The organism is Anaerotruncus rubiinfantis, from assembly GCF_900078395.1.
Lineage (GTDB): Bacteria > Bacillota > Clostridia > Oscillospirales > Ruminococcaceae > Anaerotruncus > Anaerotruncus rubiinfantis.
The window spans coordinates 28,174-46,499 of sequence record NZ_FKLA01000004.1; the positions used below are offsets into that span (position 1 = coordinate 28,174).

14 protein-coding genes and 1 tRNA gene are annotated in these 18,326 nt (G+C 58.3%); 5 read left to right on the forward strand and 10 right to left on the reverse strand.

Translation table 11 applies throughout. The features are described 5' to 3' along the window. Positions 1–118: 118 nt before the first annotated feature. From BN4275_RS00150 to mnmL, 4 genes are all read left to right on the forward strand, one after another. Entirely contained in the window at positions 119–649 is a 531-nt protein-coding gene (locus BN4275_RS00150) for a zinc ribbon domain-containing protein (protein ID WP_066452460.1), read from the forward strand. Between the two features lie 136 nt (positions 650–785). Continuing rightward, positions 786–2,033, forward strand: a complete 1,248-nt coding sequence (locus BN4275_RS00155) for a DUF1015 domain-containing protein (protein WP_066452461.1) — start codon at positions 786–788, stop codon at positions 2,031–2,033. Between the two features lie 28 nt (positions 2,034–2,061). Continuing rightward, positions 2,062–3,753, forward strand: coding sequence for an adenine deaminase (ade, locus tag BN4275_RS00160; RefSeq protein ID WP_066452462.1), 1,692 nt, complete (start codon positions 2,062–2,064; stop codon positions 3,751–3,753). A gap of 19 nt (positions 3,754–3,772) precedes the next feature. Next, positions 3,773–4,735 (forward strand): tRNA modification radical SAM protein MnmL/YtqA, encoded by a 963-nt coding sequence (mnmL, locus tag BN4275_RS00165; protein WP_066452463.1) that lies wholly within the window; start codon positions 3,773–3,775, stop codon positions 4,733–4,735. A 64-nt stretch (positions 4,736–4,799) separates the two neighbouring features. On the opposite strand, the gene BN4275_RS00170 is transcribed toward mnmL, so the two are convergent. The 6 genes from BN4275_RS00170 to BN4275_RS00190 form a co-directional block, all read right to left on the reverse strand. Further along, positions 4,800–5,249 (reverse strand): NanQ anomerase/TabA/YiaL family protein, encoded by a 450-nt coding sequence (locus BN4275_RS00170; RefSeq protein ID WP_066452464.1) that lies wholly within the window; start codon positions 5,247–5,249, stop codon positions 4,800–4,802. A 485-nt stretch (positions 5,250–5,734) separates the two neighbouring features. Beyond that, positions 5,735–5,986, reverse strand: coding sequence for a hypothetical protein (locus BN4275_RS00175; protein ID WP_066452465.1), 252 nt, complete (start codon positions 5,984–5,986; stop codon positions 5,735–5,737). Continuing rightward, on the reverse strand, positions 5,986–8,274 hold the full coding sequence (locus tag BN4275_RS00180) for a xanthine dehydrogenase family protein molybdopterin-binding subunit (RefSeq protein WP_066452466.1): 2,289 nt from the start codon (positions 8,272–8,274) through the stop codon (positions 5,986–5,988). The genes BN4275_RS00175 and BN4275_RS00180 overlap by 1 nt, the downstream gene beginning before the upstream one ends. Continuing rightward, positions 8,271–8,726, reverse strand: coding sequence for a (2Fe-2S)-binding protein (locus tag BN4275_RS00185; protein WP_066452467.1), 456 nt, complete (start codon positions 8,724–8,726; stop codon positions 8,271–8,273). Before BN4275_RS00185 ends, BN4275_RS00180 begins: the two co-directional genes overlap by 4 nt. Continuing rightward, on the reverse strand, positions 8,723–8,833 hold the full coding sequence (locus tag BN4275_RS17850; RefSeq protein WP_341423359.1) for a hypothetical protein: 111 nt from the start codon (positions 8,831–8,833) through the stop codon (positions 8,723–8,725). The genes BN4275_RS00185 and BN4275_RS17850 overlap by 4 nt, the downstream gene beginning before the upstream one ends. A 16-nt stretch (positions 8,834–8,849) precedes the next feature. Further along, on the reverse strand, positions 8,850–9,497 hold the full coding sequence (locus BN4275_RS00190) for an FAD binding domain-containing protein (protein WP_242863516.1): 648 nt from the start codon (positions 9,495–9,497) through the stop codon (positions 8,850–8,852). A gap of 204 nt (positions 9,498–9,701) precedes the next feature. Here BN4275_RS00190 and BN4275_RS00195 point away from each other — a divergent pair, with 204 nt between their 5' ends. After that, a complete protein-coding gene (locus BN4275_RS00195) occupies positions 9,702–11,297 on the forward strand; it encodes an MBL fold metallo-hydrolase RNA specificity domain-containing protein (RefSeq protein WP_066452468.1) in 1,596 nt (531 codons plus the stop codon). 292 nt (positions 11,298–11,589) lie between these two features. Here BN4275_RS00195 and BN4275_RS00200 read toward each other — a convergent pair whose 3' ends face one another. The 4 genes from BN4275_RS00200 to BN4275_RS00215 form a co-directional block, all read right to left on the reverse strand. Then, positions 11,590–12,357 carry a helix-turn-helix domain-containing protein gene (locus tag BN4275_RS00200; protein WP_066452469.1) on the reverse strand — a complete coding sequence of 256 codons (768 nt, stop codon included), beginning with the start codon at positions 12,355–12,357 and terminating at the stop codon, positions 11,590–11,592. Between the two features lie 144 nt (positions 12,358–12,501). After that, a complete protein-coding gene (locus BN4275_RS00205; protein WP_066452470.1) occupies positions 12,502–17,604 on the reverse strand; it encodes an Ig-like domain-containing alpha-2-macroglobulin family protein in 5,103 nt (1,700 codons plus the stop codon). A gap of 258 nt (positions 17,605–17,862) precedes the next feature. Beyond that, positions 17,863–17,936: transfer RNA gene (locus tag BN4275_RS00210), tRNA-Gly, on the reverse strand. A 124-nt stretch (positions 17,937–18,060) separates the two neighbouring features. Next, positions 18,061–18,291, reverse strand: a complete 231-nt coding sequence (locus tag BN4275_RS00215; RefSeq protein WP_066452471.1) for an LPXTG cell wall anchor domain-containing protein — start codon at positions 18,289–18,291, stop codon at positions 18,061–18,063. Between the last annotated feature and the right edge of the window lie 35 nt (positions 18,292–18,326).

Genomic DNA, 18,326 nt, shown 5'->3' on the forward strand with positions numbered 1-18,326 from the left:
TCCTGCGTAAATGCGGGAAATCTCCGGCGCAGATTGTCAAAACAGAGCGCATGTGATAAAATAGGGGCAGAATATCATCCCTCTGAGGTTCGGCCTTATGGGAAAGGGGAGTGGCTCAATGATCACCTGTCCGAAGTGCGACCGCCCGGTGAGCGGCCGGGCCCGGGCCTGCGGCTACTGTGGCCAGTCGCTGGTGCAGGATTATTTTTATCGGGAGGAGACTGGTACGAATCCCGCGCGTTCGAGCGCCGGCGCAATTGCGGGCACCACGCTGGGGATCTTTGGTTGTCTTGCGCTTTTGGCCGCGCTCATATTTCATATGCTGGTGCTGTTTGGGCATGGGGATCCGGACTATCTGCCGGAGATGAACCTCGTCTGGTGGGTTCGTACCCTGCTGATGGCCGTCCTGCCGGTGGTGCTTCTGGTGCAGCTGCTGATCCTGCGCGGCGTGCGTTATTCCATGGTGCCGGACTGTGTGTGGCTGTTTTTGTCGGTTGCCGTGCTGATGGTGGTGATCCAAGCGTATCTGGATACCGGGGCGGACCGATTTTATGGCATGGCGATGATCCCATACCTTTTGGTGGTCGGCTGTGTGCTGGTGGCGTTCGGCGCGGCCGCCGGAATCCTTTCCTATCGCCCTTCGGCGTAAAAGATCTCAAAATGCAGGCGCTCCGGCTCGTTCGGAGCGCTTTTTTACTGGAAATAAAAGCCCGGATGCGGTATAATTCCTGTATACAAGCCCATCTGGGCCTTTGTGAAAGATAAGGAAGCGAGGCGGAATTCAGATGCTTAAGATTGGATTTTCCCCGGCGGATATCCTGATCCCCCAGAGTGTGACGATGGAAAACTGGAGCGTGGTCGCCTGCGATCAATACACTTCCGAACCGGAATATTGGCAGCGCGTTGCCGAACGGGTGAACGGGTGCCCGTCGGCCTATCATATGATCCTGCCGGAAGCCTGGCTGCAGGACCCGGCGGTCGAGGATCGAATTGGTCGGATCAATGGCGCGATGGAACAATATCTTGCCGAAGGGATTTTCGCGGAATATCCGGATACCTATATCTATGTTGAGCGCACTGTCGCGCCGGGTAAAATTCGCCGCGGCCTGATAGGGAAGATCGATCTGATGGAATATGATTATTCCAAAGGCTCCCAGTCGCTGGTGCGGCCGACCGAAGGCACAGTAGAGAGCCGTTTGCCGCCGCGCATCCGTGTGCGCGAAAATGCGCCGCTCGAGCTGCCGCACATCATGGTGCTGCTCGACGACAGCGCCCGCACGGTGATTGAGCCGCTTGCAGTGCGGATATCCGGAATGCAAAAACTTTACGATTTCAATCTGATGGAGCAGGGCGGCCACATCAGCGGTTATGCGGTGGACGCGCAGTCCCGCGCCGGGATCGACGCGGCGCTTGGCGCGCTGGCGGGTGCCCAGGCTGCGCAGTCGGCTTCGCCGCTTCTTTTCGCGGTGGGCGACGGGAACCATTCGCTGGCCACCGCGAAGGCCTGCTTTGAAAAGCTCCGGGCAGAGCTTCCAAAGGAACAGTGGGAAAACCATCCGGCGCGGTACGCGCTGGTCGAGCTGGTGAATGTACACGATCCGGCGATGGAGTTTGAACCCATCCACCGCATTGTTTGCGGGGTGGACCCGGACGCCCTGCTCGCGGAGATTTGCCGCTATTATAGGGTTTCGGACGCGGCGGACAGCGGACAATCGCTTACGTACGTGACAAGGGAGCGCACCGGATGCCTTTTCATCGAAAACCCGTCCTCGGCGCTCGCGGTCGGCACGCTGCAGAATTTCCTCGACGATTATCTCGCAAAGCATGGCGGCACAGTCGATTATATCCATGGGGACGACGTGCTGAAAAGCCTTGCGCAAAGTCCGGATGCCATCGGATTTTTGCTGCCGGCCATGCAGAAGTCCGAACTTTTCCCGACAGTGGTCGCGGACGGCGCGCTCCCGCGCAAGACCTTTTCAATGGGGCACGCCTATGAAAAGCGGTATTATCTGGAATGCCGCCGGATAAAATAAAGGAAACCAAAAAAAGGATGTGGGCTTGATGGCGCGTGAAAATCTGATCCGTACCGCTTTGGGCGAACGGAAGCCGGATCTGGTGCTGAAAAACGCAAAGGTTGTGGATGTGTTTTCCGGTGATATCTATCCGGCGGATGTCGCAATCGCGGACGGGCGCATTGCGGGGATCGGCAGCTACAGCGGCCCGGCCGAAACCGATCTTGCCGGGCGGTATCTTGCGCCCGGCTTCATAAACGCACACTGCCATGTGGAAAGCTCGATGGTAACCCCGCCCGCCTATTGCCAGGAAGAATTGGCCTGGGGTGTGACGACCCTCATCACCGACCCACACGAGATTGCAAACGTCGCGGGCGCCGAGGGCATCCGCTTCATGCTGGATGCTTCCGCGGCTCTGCCGGTCAACTATTATGTGCAGGTGCCGTCCTGCGTTCCGGCCACGCCGTTTGAAAATGCCGGCGCGGTGCTGGATGCAAAAGCGTTGGAGCCGTTTTTGAGAGAACCGCGCGTCCTGGGACTCGGGGAGATGATGAACTATCCCGGCGTCGCGAACTGTGACCCGGACGTGCTTGACAAGCTGAACGCCTTTTCAGGACGCGTAATCGACGGGCACGCGCCGATGATCACCGGAAAAGGCCTGCAGGCATATGCTACGGCGGGTATCCAAACCGACCATGAAAGCACTTGCTATGAGGAAGCCCGAGAAAAGCTTCACGCGGGCATGGCGGTGCTTGTGCGGGAGGGAAGCGCGGGCCGCCATGTGCGCGACATCCTTTCCGGTGTGGTCCGGGATCAACTGGACACCCGGCATATGGCCTTCTGCACCGATGACAAGCACCTGGTGGACATCCGCCGGGAGGGGGGCGTCCGCTATAATGTGAAACTGGCGGTCGAGCTGGGGATGAGCCCGGTCGACGCAATCCGGATGGCCACCATCAACGCCGCCCAAATCTACGGGCTGCGGGGGCTCGGCGCGGTTGCGCCCGGTTATCGGGCCGACTTGGTTGTGCTTGAAGATCTTCAAAATTTCGCGGTCGCCGCTGTCTACAAGGACGGAAAGGCATTTTCGCGCGGCGCTTTTGCCTTTGGACTGATTGGCGGCGGGATGGAAGCCGCGCGGCATTCGGTGAAACTCCCCACGCTGTCTGCGGCTTGCTTTGCACTGCCGCAGCGGGAGCGGCAGCCGGTTGTGAACCTGTTGCCCGGGCAGATTGCCACTGCCAAAAGTTTTGTGCCGTCCTGCGAAGTGGATGACCTTGTCGCTGCTGGCGAACTGCGCAAGATCGCTGTCATCGAGCGGCATCACGCAACCGGAAGCATTGGCGTCGGATTGCTGGCTGGTTATGGCCTTACCCATGGCGCGGTCGCCACAACAGTGGCACATGACTCCCACAACCTGATTGTCACGGGGGACAACGATGCGGATATGCTCGCCGCTGTGAAAGCGGCTGAACGGATGCAGGGCGGTTTTGTGCTCGTGCGGGACGGTCAGGTGCTCGGTGAGCTGCCGCTGCCGATTTACGGCCTGATGAGTGATCTTTCCGCCGACGAACTTATCGCGCGGCTTGACGCGCTCATCGAAACCGCGCATAAAGCCGGAATACGGGAAGGGATCGACCCGTTTATCACCCTGAGCTTTCTGGCTCTGCCGGTTATCCCTGAAATCCGGGTGACCGACTTGGGCGTTTTCGATGTGACCAGTTTTTCCTTCATCAAGTAAGTGGAAAGGGGCGGCGGTTTTGAACCCGTTTCCATTCTCAGACAGCAACAAACGCTACCACACCTATAGCTACGCCCTGCGCCGCCGGTTCGGCTCTAAAGTCTCCCGTGTAAGTCTCAATGCGGGCTTTACCTGCCCGAATCTGGATGGAACCAAGGGTACCGGCGGCTGCATCTACTGTTCATCAACCGGGAGCGGGGAGTTTGGCGGTGACCCACATGCGGATATCCGAAGCCAGTTTGCGAAGGTTGCCGAAATGATGGGGCAGAAGTGGAATACCGAAAAGCACATCGCTTATTTCCAAGCGCGCACCAATACCTACGCCCCGGTGGATACCCTCCGGCATTTTTATGAGGCGGCACTGTCCTGCCCGGGCGTGGTGGGGCTTTCGATCGCGACCCGGCCGGACTGTCTGCCGGAAGCGGTCTGTGACCTGCTCGCGGAGATTTCTGAACGCACCTATCTGACAGTGGAGCTGGGCCTGCAAACGATCCACGACACAACCGGTGAACGGATCAATCGCTGCCATACCTGGGCGGATTTCCTCACCGGTTACCAAAAGCTGCATACACGTAAAATTCATGTGGGCGTGCATATCATCGATGGTCTGCCGGGCGAAACTCATGAAATGATGCTTCAGACCGCGCGGGAACTGGCGGGACTCGACCTGCACCTTGTGAAAATCCATCTGCTGCATGTACTCAAAGGAACCCGGCTGGCACGGAGCTATCTTGCCGGGGAGTTTCCGCTGCTTTCTCTGGAGGCATATGTACAGATTGTCTGCGACCAGCTGGAACTCTTCCCGCCTGGGTTTATCCTGGGGCGGTTAACCGGCGACGGCGCGCCAAGCGCGCTCATTGGTCCGGATTGGAGCCGTAAAAAGTTCTGTGTCCTCAACGAAATCGACAAGGAACTGGTTCGGCGCGATTCCTGGCAGGGAAAGCGGTACGCCGGCCCCGCCCAAAATGAAACAGATGCTTAACAAAAGGACCGCTGCTCTTCGCAGCGGTCCTTTTGTTGCCGGCCATACGAAACCGGCAAGCGGATTATTCGACGGGGACTTTAAAGATGATCTTTTTTACCGGGGCCGGGTCGCCTTGGCTGATCAGCGGCATATGCGCGTCCCAAGGGAAAAAGACTGTGAAATAGCCGGGCCGGACATCGACAAATAAACCGCGGCCGTTGTCCCGGTAAAAGGCGATATCAGGAACGTATGCCGTTTCAATTTCCAGGTCGCGGACCGGCTGGCTGCCCATGCGGTCGGTGCCCTCCAACAAAATTTGAATATCCGTATATTTTTGGTGAGCTTCCCAGCGGCAGGCATCTCGGAGTTTGGTTTTGTCATTGACGACATCGAAATAGATGCCGTTTCCGATCTCATGGCTTCCGGGGGCGAAGGTATTTAGATCGTTGGAAGCGATGAATTGCAGAGCCTGATCCATTTCAACGCTCAGGCCAAGATAATGCCGGACATTGCAAAGTTTGTCATAAATCATTCGGAAACATCCTTTCTGTCGCTTTGTAAAATCCGCGGACACGCGTTCAACGGCTTTCTGCAACTTTATTCTAGCTGATCTTTCGGTAAAGATCAAGCGGACAAGAAGGCAGGGCTTGGATCACCTGAATTTCGCTAAACTTTGATTTCATGAAATATTTCGTCGGGGATATTTCCCGCCCGGATTCGCAAAAAAGCCGAATCGGTGCATTGCGTCGCCCGATCCGGCCCTTCCGCCAAAGATATCGCTTACGAAATTGTATTTACAGCATCACATCGCCGGAATTGGGACCCAGCGTTTACTCGGTAAAAATGTTCCCATCCGGCTCGGCGGCCAGCAGCAAAGCAGATGGCGCCACTTCTTCGGCCAGTCCGAAACGATGACCTGCGCGACTATCTCCTGTACGGGTTTTGGTTCCGATTTTCGGGTCAATTCGGGAACAAAATCACTTTCCCAAAGGACGAATCGTGATTCTATTCACGATTCTATTCGTTAATCTGTTCGCTTTCCGTTTGGGACACATCGGTGCCGCGCCACATCACCAGCATCGAAAGCACCTTACGTTCCTCGTTGCTCATATGCCGGGTCTCGACCATCGGCGCGAGCAGCTGCACCGCCTCTTCGACGTTCTCCTGGGAGAGCGGCCGGGAAAGCCAGCTGTCGTCGCCGGTCAGGCGGCAAACCACCTTCTGCGCTGAGCGCCAGTTGCGGTTGATCAAAAACTGTGCGAACCCCATCAGCATCCACCAGCTTTCATTCCCAACAGGATCTTTTCCGGGGTGAGCGGCAATTCACGCACCCGCACGCCGGTGGCGTTGGCAACCGCATCCGCAATGGCGGGCGACGGCGTGTTGATGACCACCTCGCCGATCGATTTTGCGCCAAACGGCCCGGAAGGCTCGTAGCTCGGCGCAAATTCCACCCGGATCTCCGGCAGATCGAGCCGGGACGGGATCTTATACTGCATAAAGGAATTGTTCCTCATCCGGCCACGTGAGTCATACTGGACATCCTCATAAAGCGCCATGCCGATCCCCTGCGCGATACCACCCTGCGCTTGCACCGTGGCAAGATTCGGATTGATGACTGTGCCACAGTCGACCACGCCGACATAGTCGACCACTTTGGCCTGCCCGGTCTGCAGGTCGACTTCGACCTCGGCAAAACCCGCCATCAGCGGCGGCGGCGAAACCGGGCTTGCATGTGTCTCGGTGACCTGCAGCCAACGCCCCGCGCCTACACAAAGCGCCTGTGCAAGCGTGGAAAGTAAAATCGCCTTACCCGGGTCCATGGTTGAAAGCACCCGATCTCCGTCAAAGTTCGCCTGCGTCACCGGGATACCGAGCCGCCGCGCCCCCTCCTGCCGGATAAGATCGCAGAGTTTGGTTGCGGCCTTCACGACCGCCATGCCGGTCACGTAGGTGGTGCTGGAGGCGTAGGAACCTTTGTCGAACGGGCTGTGGTCGGTGTCCACGCCGTCCACCGTGATCCGTTCGATCGGACAGTGCAGCACCTCGGCGGCCATCTGCGCAAGGATGGTATCGCAACCGGTGCCCATATCGGTCGCGCCGATCATCAGGGTGTAGAAACCATCGTCATTGAGCCGCAGTGTCGCGGAACAGGTGTCGATCCCCGCGATACCGGAACCCTGCATGGTGATCGCCATGCCCACCGCGCGCACGGTATGGTCATCCAGCTGGCGGCAGGGGTATTTTTCATCCCAGCCGATCAGCTCGCGGCCGCGGCGAATACAGTCCTCCAGACGGCTCGAAGAGAGCGGCCCATCCTTGAAGGCGGGCATCGGATCACCGACGCTGGGAATGTTGCGCAGCCGCAGCTCGGTGGGATCGATGCCCAGATGCGCGGCCAGCTCGTTGGCGGCGGACTCAATGGCAAAGCAACCCTGCGTCGCGCCGTAGCCGCGAAACGCCCCGCCCGCCATCGTGTTGGTGTAAACGTTCTGGTGGGTGAAACGATAATGATCCTTTGCATGAGAATAAAGCGCAATCGTCTTGGTGCCGGAAAGACCGATTGTCGTGCAGGCGTGTTCCGCATAGGCGCCTGCGTTCGAAAGGGTGTGCAGGCTGATCGCCTTTACAACGCCGTCCCTGGTTGCGCCGAGCCGGACATGCAGGCGCATCTGGTGACGGCTGTTCGAAGCGGAGAAGGTCTCCTGACGGGTAAAAACGATCCGCGCGGGCTTCCCGGTCCGCAGCGTCACGATGGCCGGGAACAGCTCGCTCACCATCGCCTGTTTTGCGCCAAATCCCCCGCCGATTCGGGGTTTTACCACCCGCACAGCGGTTTTGGGCAGACCCAGCGCATGCGCGATGATCCGGCGGCAGTGAAATGGGATCTGGGTCGAGGAAACCACGTTCAGCCGGCCGTTGTGGTCAAGATAGGTATAAGTGCGGAAGGTTTCCATCATCGCCTGCGCGTTCGCCTTGGTATAATAGGTTCGGTCGATAACGACATCACACCCCGCGAGCGCTGCCTCCACATCGCCCGCGCTGTCCTCCCCGCTCGCCACCAGGTTGCGGGTGGGATCGCCACCGATATCAAAATTGTAATGCAGATCGCTTTCCGGATGCACCACAACCGGGCTGTCGAGCGCCTGCTCGAAATCGAGGAGCGGCTCGCGCACCTCATATTTGACCCGAATCATCTTCATCGCCTTGTCGACCGTGCGTTCGTCCCGCCCGGCCACGATCGCGACCGGGTCGCCGACATACCGCACGACCTCCTCCAGGATGTAGCGGTCGTAAGGGCTCGGCTCCGGATAGCTCTGGCCCGCAAAGGTGTAGCGGATCTTCGGAACATCTTTATAAGTCAGGATGCATTCGATGCCGTTTACCTTCAGCGCGGTGTCGCACTTGATCGATTTGATCCGCGCATGCGCGTGCGGGCTGCGCAGCACCTTGACCACCAGGCAGTTCTGTGGGGTCAGGTCTTCGGTGTAGACACCCTTGCCAGTGGTGAGGGCGGCCGCGTCGATCTTGGGGATGCGCTGTCCTACCGTGTTCATGGCCGCTCCCCCTTCAGGTATTTTTCGATCGCCGCCAGCTGGGAGGTATAGCCGGAGCATCGGCAGAGATTGCCTGCGAGATATTCCTGGATCTCCTCACGGGAGGGGCTTTGCAGTTCCCGCTTCATTGCAAGCACGCTCATGGTAAATCCCGGGCTGCAGAAGCCGCATTGTTCAGCCCCCTGCGCCGCCATGAACCGGCCGAATTCCGCGGCTTCCTCCGCCACGCCTTCAAGGGTCGTGACCTGTTTGCCGTCGGCGCGGGCTGTTGGATAGGAACAGGAAAGCACCGGCGCGCCATCCACCCAGACGGTGCACAGTCCGCAGTTCGCGGTGTCGCAGCCGCGCTTGACGCTCACAAAGCCGTATTTGCGCAGAAAATCAATCAGCATCATATCGTTCGGGATATGTTTGTCATAAAGCTTCCCGTTGACCGTTACCTTTACTTTCATCTGCCGCTCTCCCCCTCCATCAGCTTCTTCACCGCGCGCTGCACCAGCACCGGCGTGATCGCCCGGCGGTATTCCGCCGAGCCGCGCAGATTCGTCTCAAACCGCAATTCGTGGGCGGCGGCCTCACCGGCCGCCGCCCACGCGCCCGCTGCCGGGCGCGCGGCACGCTTTTCCCGGCCGCGCGCCAACCGAAACGCGCCAGTCATCCCCCAGACGGCTGACCGCAACCGCGAGCACCGGAAAATCGGTGGCGGAAAGGCGCAGAGACTCATAGGCGGCTTTACGGCCATCCTTTCGGATAGTCACATGGGTCAGGATATCGCGGGTATAGGGCATTTCGAGGAACTGCGCGAACGGGATTTCCCCGCCCGCGTGCAGCACGACCGACGCGTCGAGCGCGAGCAGCGCCGCGCACAGGTCGGAATAGCCCGCGCGCATGAATACGCTCGCGCCGACCGTGGCCATGTTGCGAAACTGCACGCCCACGATATGCCGGACGCTTTCCGGCAGGATACCGCCGAACGCCCCCCGCAGCGCCGGGCAGGTCTCCAACTGGCGCAGGGTCACCGATGCGCCCAGCCGGACGGCTTCCGGAGTTTCTTCGATCTGGTCAAGGCCAAGGCGGCCCAAATCGATGGCAGTCCAAATGCGTTTGTTGGTCATCCGCAGCCATCCGCAGCCGCCCAAAATGGTATTGGTCTTGTTCTTTTGCAGAAGCCCGAACGCATCGTCAAGGCTTTCGGCAAAGTGGTACGTCTTTGCTGTAAACATCTTCTCTTCCTACTTTCCAACGGCAAGGCATAAAATTCTATAATAATTATACCTGTAAGAAACCGGAAGTAAAGGGGAGAGACCGACAAAATTTGCGGGAAAGTGCTACCAATGGACAGTTTACATAATATTCACTTGTAAATCCTATGAAAAAGCATTAAAATGGACATAGGTTCTTTTTAAATTGCATCAGGAGGTAACTATATGAAACTCTCGTTTCTGGGTGCGACCCATGAAGTCACAGGCAGCTGCCATTATCTGCAGGCCTGCGGCAAAAAGATCCTGATCGACTGCGGCATGCAGCAGGGCCCCGATGAATATGAACATCAGGAACTGCCGGTCGCACCGGGGGAAATTGATTTTGTGCTGCTCACCCACGCGCATATCGACCATTCCGGCCGTCTGCCGCTGCTTGCGAAATACGGTTTCCGGGGGCCGGTGGTCACCACCTCCGCCACCGCCGACCTGTGCGGCATCATGCTGCGCGACTCCGCTCATATTCAGGAGTTTGAAGCCGAATGGAAAAACCGCAAAGGCAAACGCGCTGGCCGTGAACCGGTCGAACCGATGTACACCATGCAGGACGCGGAACAGATTATTTCCCAGCTTCAGGAGCATGAATACAACGAAATGGCCGAACTCTGCGAAGGCGTCCGGATACGCTTTATCGATGTGGGGCATCTGCTCGGCTCCGCTTCGATCGAAGTTTGGGTCACCGAAGACGGCATCACCAAAAAAATCGTCTTTTCGGGCGATATCGGCAACCTCAACCAGCCGTTGATCCGCGACCCGCAGTACATAGATGAAGCCGATTATGTCGTTATCGAATCGACCTACGGCACCCGCAACCACAATGTCCCTCCCGATTATACCGCGCTGCTTGCCAGTGTCATCCAGAAAACCCTCGACCGCGGCGGCAACGTCGTGATCCCCTCCTTCGCGGTCGGACGCACGCAGGAGCTGCTCTATTTCCTGCGGGAAATCCGCGCGCGCGACCTTGTGAAGGGCCACAAGAATTTCCCGGTTTACGTGGACAGTCCGCTCGCCATCGAGGCAACCAATATCTTTAACGAAAACCGTTACGGCTATTTCGATGAGGAAGCCATGGAGCTGGTTCAGCACGGGATCAATCCCATCACCTTCCATGGGCTCGAGCTCGCAGTCACCAGCGACGAATCCCGCGCCATCAACTTCGACAATCGCCCCAAGGTAATCATCTCCGCATCCGGCATGTGCGAGGCCGGACGCATCAAGCACCATCTGAAGCACAACCTCTGGCGGCCAGAATGCACCATTGTGTTCGTCGGTTACCAGGCGGCCGGCACCACCGGCCGCGCGCTGATTGAGGGCGCGAAATCGGTCAAGCTCTTCGGCGAAACGATCGATGTCGAAGCCGAAATCACCCAGCTCGAAGGCATCAGCGGCCACGCCGACCAAAACGGCCTGCTGCGCTGGCTCGACGCCTACCAGAAGAAACCCGAACACATCTTTGTCGTCCATGGCGAGGACGCCACCTGCACCGCGTTCGCAGAACTGGTCGCAGAGCGGTATGGCATCCCGGCAACCGCGCCCGACTATCAGGCGAGCTTCGACCTCGCCACCAACACGATGCTCGAACCCGGCATCAAGCGGGAACCGAAAAAGGTCACCGTCAAGCCGGTTTCTTCTGTCTTTACCCGCCTGGTCGCTGCCGGACAGCGCCTGATGCAGGTGATCGAACAGAACAAGGGCGGCGCGAACAAGGATCTTGCCAGATTTGCCGACCAGATCAACGCACTCTGCGAAAAATGGAAACGATGATACGCGAAAGCTGCGGCTCCCGGCCGCAGCTTTCCTCATTCCTCACTGCCCGGCCCGCGGCCTGAGCGGCGCGCCGACGTTCGTCAGCGCATCTCACGGGCGGAAGACCGGCAGCCTATCTCGCAATAAGAGCCGCCAAAGGCGGTTGTGCTCGAAACGCTCGCTGCGGCTCGCAATCCCCTTGTGTGCCCCCATCCGGCAAGGTGAGAACCACTCCTCCGGAAAACGCACATCCCACAGAAAGATAAACGCACACCGCCCGGACGCAGTCGCGTCCGGGCGGTGTTTCGTTTCAGGGGTTTGCAAGGCTCATGGCCAGACGCACAAGCCATTTCCACAGGTGCGGACAATTCTGGAGCAGAAACAGGCGTACCTGCTCCTGTGTCGCGCCGTCAAGCATAAGCACCTGTTCCCCGCGTGCGCTTACGCCAATCGCCGCGTTTCCCATCGCTGTCGCGCCGACCGCCAGCGTATGCGCAAACGCACTGCCTCCGATGGCGTAGATGCCGACTGCAAAGCCGCCGAAGGCAAGTGCTCCGATTGAAAAGCCACCGAAACTGATCCCACCGAGCGCGCACCCGCCAAAGGCAAAGAGCAGGCCCAAAGAGACGCCGCCGAAACTCAGAAGCCCCAGCGCCAGCCCGCCAAGGCTCAAAACGCCGACCGAGATGTTGCCGATCGCAATAATCCCTTTTGCAACAGCGTTTCCGTAACGGGAGATCTTGATATGCACAAGCGGCAGCCCAAACAGGGTTGTTTTGCTGCGGTATTCATAACCATCCCGCCGCTTGACGCACCTGCGCAGCTCGGCCAATTCCCTGGCAAGCGCCGCGTCGTCCGGCCGCGCGGCAGCGCGTTCAGTCTGTTCCGGCCGCGCGAGATAGTCAAGGCTCACGCCAAAAATATCCGCCAGCGCGATCAACTTTGCAAGCTCCGGCGTTGCGTTCCCAGCTTCCCATTTACTGACCGACTGACGGGTCACATGCAAAATCTCCGCCAGCTGTTCCTGTGAAAGGCCACGCTCCCGGCGCAGCTGAACCAGCTTGTCACAAAAATTCATCCCGTTCTCCCCCTTTTCCCTTGTTGGCAATATACCCGAAATGGCCAGGATAATCAAGAAAACAGCGGCTTGCAGTTTGTCAACCATAGGTTGCAAAAGGCCGTCCGGCAGGAATTTTTCCTTACCGGACGGCTTTCTATCTGCTTATTGGATGACGATCTTACCGCGCGGGGATTTCGCGGCGAGGCCGTCGCCGGGCGGTGTGACATAAGCGCTTTCTGTGACGAAATCGCCCGCCATCGCCGCGTTCACATAGTAGGTCAGCGTATAGCTGTCCAACGCACCCTCGGTGAATTCCATTTCCGAATCCGTGACAGGGACGGCCGCTTCTTCAGTTCCGGGATTGATCTTAATCCCTTCTTCCAGGAGCTCCTCTTCCTCAGCCTCGCTATCGTAGGGCACGGGCTGCGGCAGCTCGCCACGGTCAAGATAGATGTAGCCGCGCACCGTCTGGCCCTCATTTTCGACATTGCCCCAGCACCAGTCATACGCCGGATTCAGGCGGCTGTCGTAAAGCATCGGCAGAAAGCGCATGCCGGACGGGATATAATCCGAAATGATGTAGCAGCCGGAAGGCGCGTCTTCTGCAAATTCGACCCGGACCGAAACCCGGACCCGGCTTCCAATGCCGATCTCATCGCCGGAAACCGGCGTATAAGACTTGGTCACCTTCACCTTACTGTTGTCCGCCGCGCCGGACGCATCCGCGTAACCGGTATAGGCGGCGCTTACATAGACGTCCTTCCCGCCTTCAAATTGGGCGGCGGTCAGCGCTTCATAGCTCATCGAAATCGCTTCCCAGCCCTTCCCGGACAGGTCCACCGTCTGTTTTTCCCCGTCGCGCAGGTAGCTGAACTTTGCGCCGGCCGATCCGGCCGGAATGGTAAAGTTCTCAATATAGGCAAGCTGCTCGAGGTTGTAGAGCACGGTGGTTGACGCCCGGCGGTTGGTATTTTGCAGATTGAGGTAACGCATCAGAGCGTCCGCGTCCGGATTCGAGGTGATCGAAGTGAGCATCAGCGCGGCGGCGGTGTTCTGCACCCGCTCGTCGAAGGTGCCGCCCGTCTCGACATATTTGAGATCCCCTTCGGCAACGATCTGCCCGCCGAGCGAAGCATAGACCTTCTCCGCGCCTGTAAAATCACCGAGCTTTGCAAGCCCCACGCCGAGGTAAAGTTTCTGCGCCGCTGTGAGCGTCGGCTCCTCCAGCATGCGGGTGATATCGAGCAACACCGGTTCGCCCGCGGCCGCAAGCCCCATCTGGGCCATAACCCGGTCATCCGGCGTGGCGGCCGGGTCCTTGAGCACCTCCTGCAGGAAGGTCCTGGCCGAGCTGCGGTTGATCTGGTCGGGCGCCGCCGCCAGCATTTTTGCGGTCACAGCGGCATCCGGTTCAGAAACCGGCAGCAATTTCACCCCACTCTCGCTCTGGATTTGCTCGAGGCGTTCATCCTTGTACACACGCATCCGCTCGGATGGATCGAGCAGCTCGTTATATGCGACCTGCGCGCGGTAAGCGGCAACCAGGACTTCGGTCCGGCTGCCGGACTGCCCGGCGAGCTTCTGCACACCATCCATATAGGCTGTCATCCGATGGTCATAGACAAGCATCCGCACCGGATAGCGCACGCTGGAAAGCCCGGAAAGTTCTGAAAGCGGCATCGAACGGATCACCGGCACAGTGAGCCCCTGACGGATCACCGCAAACTCCTGTTTGACCGCGTCGGAAAGGCTGCCGCATTTGACCGCGGCCTGCAAATAATACTGGCCCGCGTCGTACTTGCCGAAATTGAACTGTACCCGCTCGCCCGGCTTGCCGGAAGCGGTTAGACGGTCGATCTCGGTGCCATCCATTTTATGAACGGTGATGGTATATTCCGCCTGCCCTGAAAGGAGAGTGATCTCGGTCCCAACGCTTTGCAGGGTCATTGAAACATCGTCCCCTTCGAGGTAGCTGTCCGAATGGAGCACCTGCAGATAGAAAGGCAGGGTCGCGACCGCGTTTGAAACACCGCTGCCCGCCTTCACAAGCGGGTCGGACGTCACCGCGCAGGCGGTAACCCTCCAGGAGGTGATGTTGTCCGGCAGTTTCACTTCAACGGCAGCTTTACCGGTCGCGTCAACCACGACCGTCTGGAAGGAAGCGGTATCCACAAATTCCTCGCGCACCTGCGTCACGCCATCTCCGCCGCCGCCCGTGCCAACGCCCCCGGCAGTGGCTGGATTCGCCTCATCAAGCGCGTATTCGCTGTAGGAGACGCCCTGCTCCACCGATGGATGATAGATGCTGCCGTAAATCTGCGCCGCCAGGTCGATCTCCTGCCCGGCAATCGCAAAGACAGCCTCATCCACCACGCCGATACAGACCGAAGCGGCGGCAGGGCTGCCCTGCGCGTCGGTGACGGTCAATTCGACCACGGCATTCTCACCGGGACGATAGCTTTCAGCGGTGGGCTTCACCTGCACAGTGAGTTCCTGCCCTGTGTAATCATAGGTGACATAGAGGTTTTCGATCAGGTAAACGTGCCGCCCGTCGAAATAAGCCCCCACGATCACGACGTTCGGGAGATACTGTTCCCCCATTGTGAGCGACGCCGCTCCCCCTTCGAACAGCGCGGTCGAAAGGGTCTTTCGCTGCACAGTGCTGTAAAGCACCCGGCCTTTCGGCTGGATCTGCCGGCCGTTTTCGTAAAGCCCGAGCGGAATGGTTTCCCCAAGCGGCACGGCGAGCCGGTTACTGTCAAAACTTTCCCCGCTGGTAAAGCTGTAGCGCTTTTCCCCGTCGCTGTTTGGCGAGAAATAATAGGGCCGCAGGCTGTGCATCTCCTGCACCTGGCCGATCACCTGCCCATCAAAGGTCAGTTCGAGCCGGTAATAGGTGTCCGTGGTGGATTCATACGGATAGTCCAGTACCGCTGTACCGCCCACCGTGGAGATCTGGCGGGTGTCCTCCACCGATTCCACCCGGTTGCTTTCATACCGCGTAACGGTACGTTTATTGACTGGATCGTAATAACTGCCTACCGGGGTCTGGACATACTGAACCTTATGTACTGTTGCTGTCAGCGGAAGATCCGCGGGCGCACCGGCCAGCCGGTCAAATTCGCTTTCATCCGTTTTGAGCGGCCGCACCTGCGGCGCTTCGCCGAGCTTTGAAACATCAATCTGCGCGGCGCGCACAGTGAGTTTCCCCTCCGCGGCGGAATCCACCTCCACCGCGATCTGTGAGGGGAGCATCCGCACCGAACCGGATGTAAAGACGTATACGTCCTCCGGATCGGCGTTCGAGACCTCATACCAGACGCTCATTGGGTTCCAGGAAAGGGCTTCCCCGTCCGGGACATAGGAAAGGGTGATACTCCCCTGTCCCGCCTCGTCGAGCGTGATGATCCCTTTTTCATCGTCCGACATCAGCCCCAACTGATAAGAGGAGAACCGCAGCCGCCCGCCCGAAACCGGCGTGCCGTCAAAATAGGAAGCGGAAACCGAGAACCGGACCTGCTCATTTGCATAGTACCAGTCCTTGTCGGCTTTGACCGTGATGGCGTAAGGCGGCTTGGTGTATTCCTCAATCAAAAAGCCCTTGCTGGTATAAACGCCGGCCGCTTCATACCGGCCGCCTGTGTTGTCCGCCTCTTCACCATTGGTAATCTTGAAGCTGTACCAGTCTTTCTTGATTCCGGTGATGGGCATCTCCCCAATAAAGGTTCCGTCCTCGTTTACCGCTGCTTTTACCTTGTAGACGGTATTTTCCGGCCATGATCCGGTCAGCTCCGCATAGACGCTCTTAGGCAGCGAATTCCCCTGGCGGCGGGGCTTCACAACGCCCCAGAATTTAATGGAATCATTCGGCTGGTAAATCTCACGGTCCGTATAGAGCGCGGTATAATAGCGTTCGGAAACCGGCGCGTCCTTTGCTCCGGAAAGCCGCACCTTTTCCACATAGGCGAGCTTGCCGTTCCGCACCACTTCGAGATAGGCTTCTTCCGTCTTGCCAGTGGAAATCTTGGCGATACCATCCGCTGTCGTGACGCCGTCGAACAGCCTGCCATCCTTGACCGCCTCGGTCAGCCGCAGAGACGCGTCCGCGACCGGTTCTCCGCTGACCGGATCGTTAACCCAGAAGAGGGTATCCCCTTCCACACTCTGTGTGTATAGGGAAAGGTTGCAGATCTGCAGAAGTTTCTGCACAAACTGGTTGTTTCCCTCGTCATCCTGCCCGGAAATTGTCACAATATAATGCCCTTCCCCAAGTTCATCGGGCAGAATGGCATATAAATCTCCCCAGTAGTCGGTTTTCTGGAACAGCTTTCCCTGATACGAAAAGACCTCCTCCAGTCCGGCAGTGGCGGCGACATAATCGGTTTTGGCGCCATAACGCTCCTCATAGAACGAGCCGTACGCCTGCAGTTCCCGCAGATAGGCATTGATATCCGGATAACGATGGACCGTCACATTCATATTTCCGTTGATCTTCACGCCGCTTGAAAGCCCAACCGCGAGCGGATCTCCCGGCAGGAAGGTTTCCGCATAATCACCCGCAAGCCGCAGCCGCCTGTAATCGTCCTTGTCATCCTGGGCGTTTGAGGTCTCAAACGAGAAGGTATAATCCTCCTTGAGCGTCATTCCGTTCGGCGCGCGCAGCCCGGCGCGCAGAGTCACCCGATAGATACTGTTCTGCGCGAGCGGCTCATCCGGAATGAATACCGACGTGTAACCGGAGGCTTCAAACTTACCGGAAATCTCCGGCAGGATTCCAAAATGTGCCGAAAGGTCGACGTCCGGCGCGTTAAAGGTGATTTCGATTCCGGATTCCGGTTCGACATAACCTTCTTCATCGGCTGGGTAGGTCGCCCCCACCAAAAGGTCGCTGCGTGTCTGGAACGCAAACGACTGCACCACGTCTCCAGCCGGGTTTTTCACCTGGATGGTGTAAACCGTATTATCCAAAAGCGGTGCGGATGGCGTAAGCGTCCAGTTTTTTCCCGACCCGGACAAGGTATATTCCAAATCCGGCTCCACATCGAGCATTGCCCGCAAGTCAGCTTCCTTGATACTGTATCTGCTCGAAACCGCGAAACCGCTCTGCGGCAGCACACCCTGCCCGTCCTCCGCGGTTGCCGTAACAGTCACCGATGCATAGAGCGCATCGGTCTGCGGCCGCGACAAAAAATATCCCGCCCCTACCGCGGCAACAATCACTGCCGCGATGAGTGTGGGGATCAGCCATCTGGATACGCTTTTCATGCGTCATCCCTCCGTTCTTATTTCCAAAGCTCCCCGGCGCGTTCGATGGGCGCGCCCAAATAAAATTTCCAAAAAAGCAAGGCGTCCGGCGTCGTGCTCTCCGCCTGCCCTTTCCCGCGAGACAGGCCAACGGCGCCGCCGCCTTACATTTTATTAGTGGCAAAAACGCCCGCAATTCATGCGCTTTCAGTATACCACATCTTCCATTATTTTTCGACAATGAAAAACCCGTCCTTTTCAGGACGGGTTCTTTTTATGTGGAGCAGGTAACGAGGATCGAACTCGCGTTGTCTGCTTGGGAAGCAGAAGTGTTGCCATTACACCATACCTGCACGCGGCCTGCCCGAAGAATATCCGGGACAAGGTGCGCCTTCGGCGCGGATTTTTGAGGGAAAATCCCGCCGGCTGTGGAGGCAGCCGGCGGGCGGTTTCTCAATCAGCCTTTAAAAAGGGTTCTTATTTCACTTTGCGGAACGCGACAGCGCCAGCAGCAGCCAGGGAAACAACAGCGGCAACAACCGCTACGTTAACCATGTCGCTGGAACCGGTCTGCGGGATGTCTTTGCCGCCGTCAGGGGTGGTGACATCGTCAGCCGCATCGTCGTCATCCTCATCGTCAGCGTTGATCGCTTCGATGTCGAGCTCAGTGTCGGAGAGGACGTAGGTGCCCAGGACGCGGGTCTTCATGGACCAGCCAGGGATCTCTTCGTCATCTTCGGAGA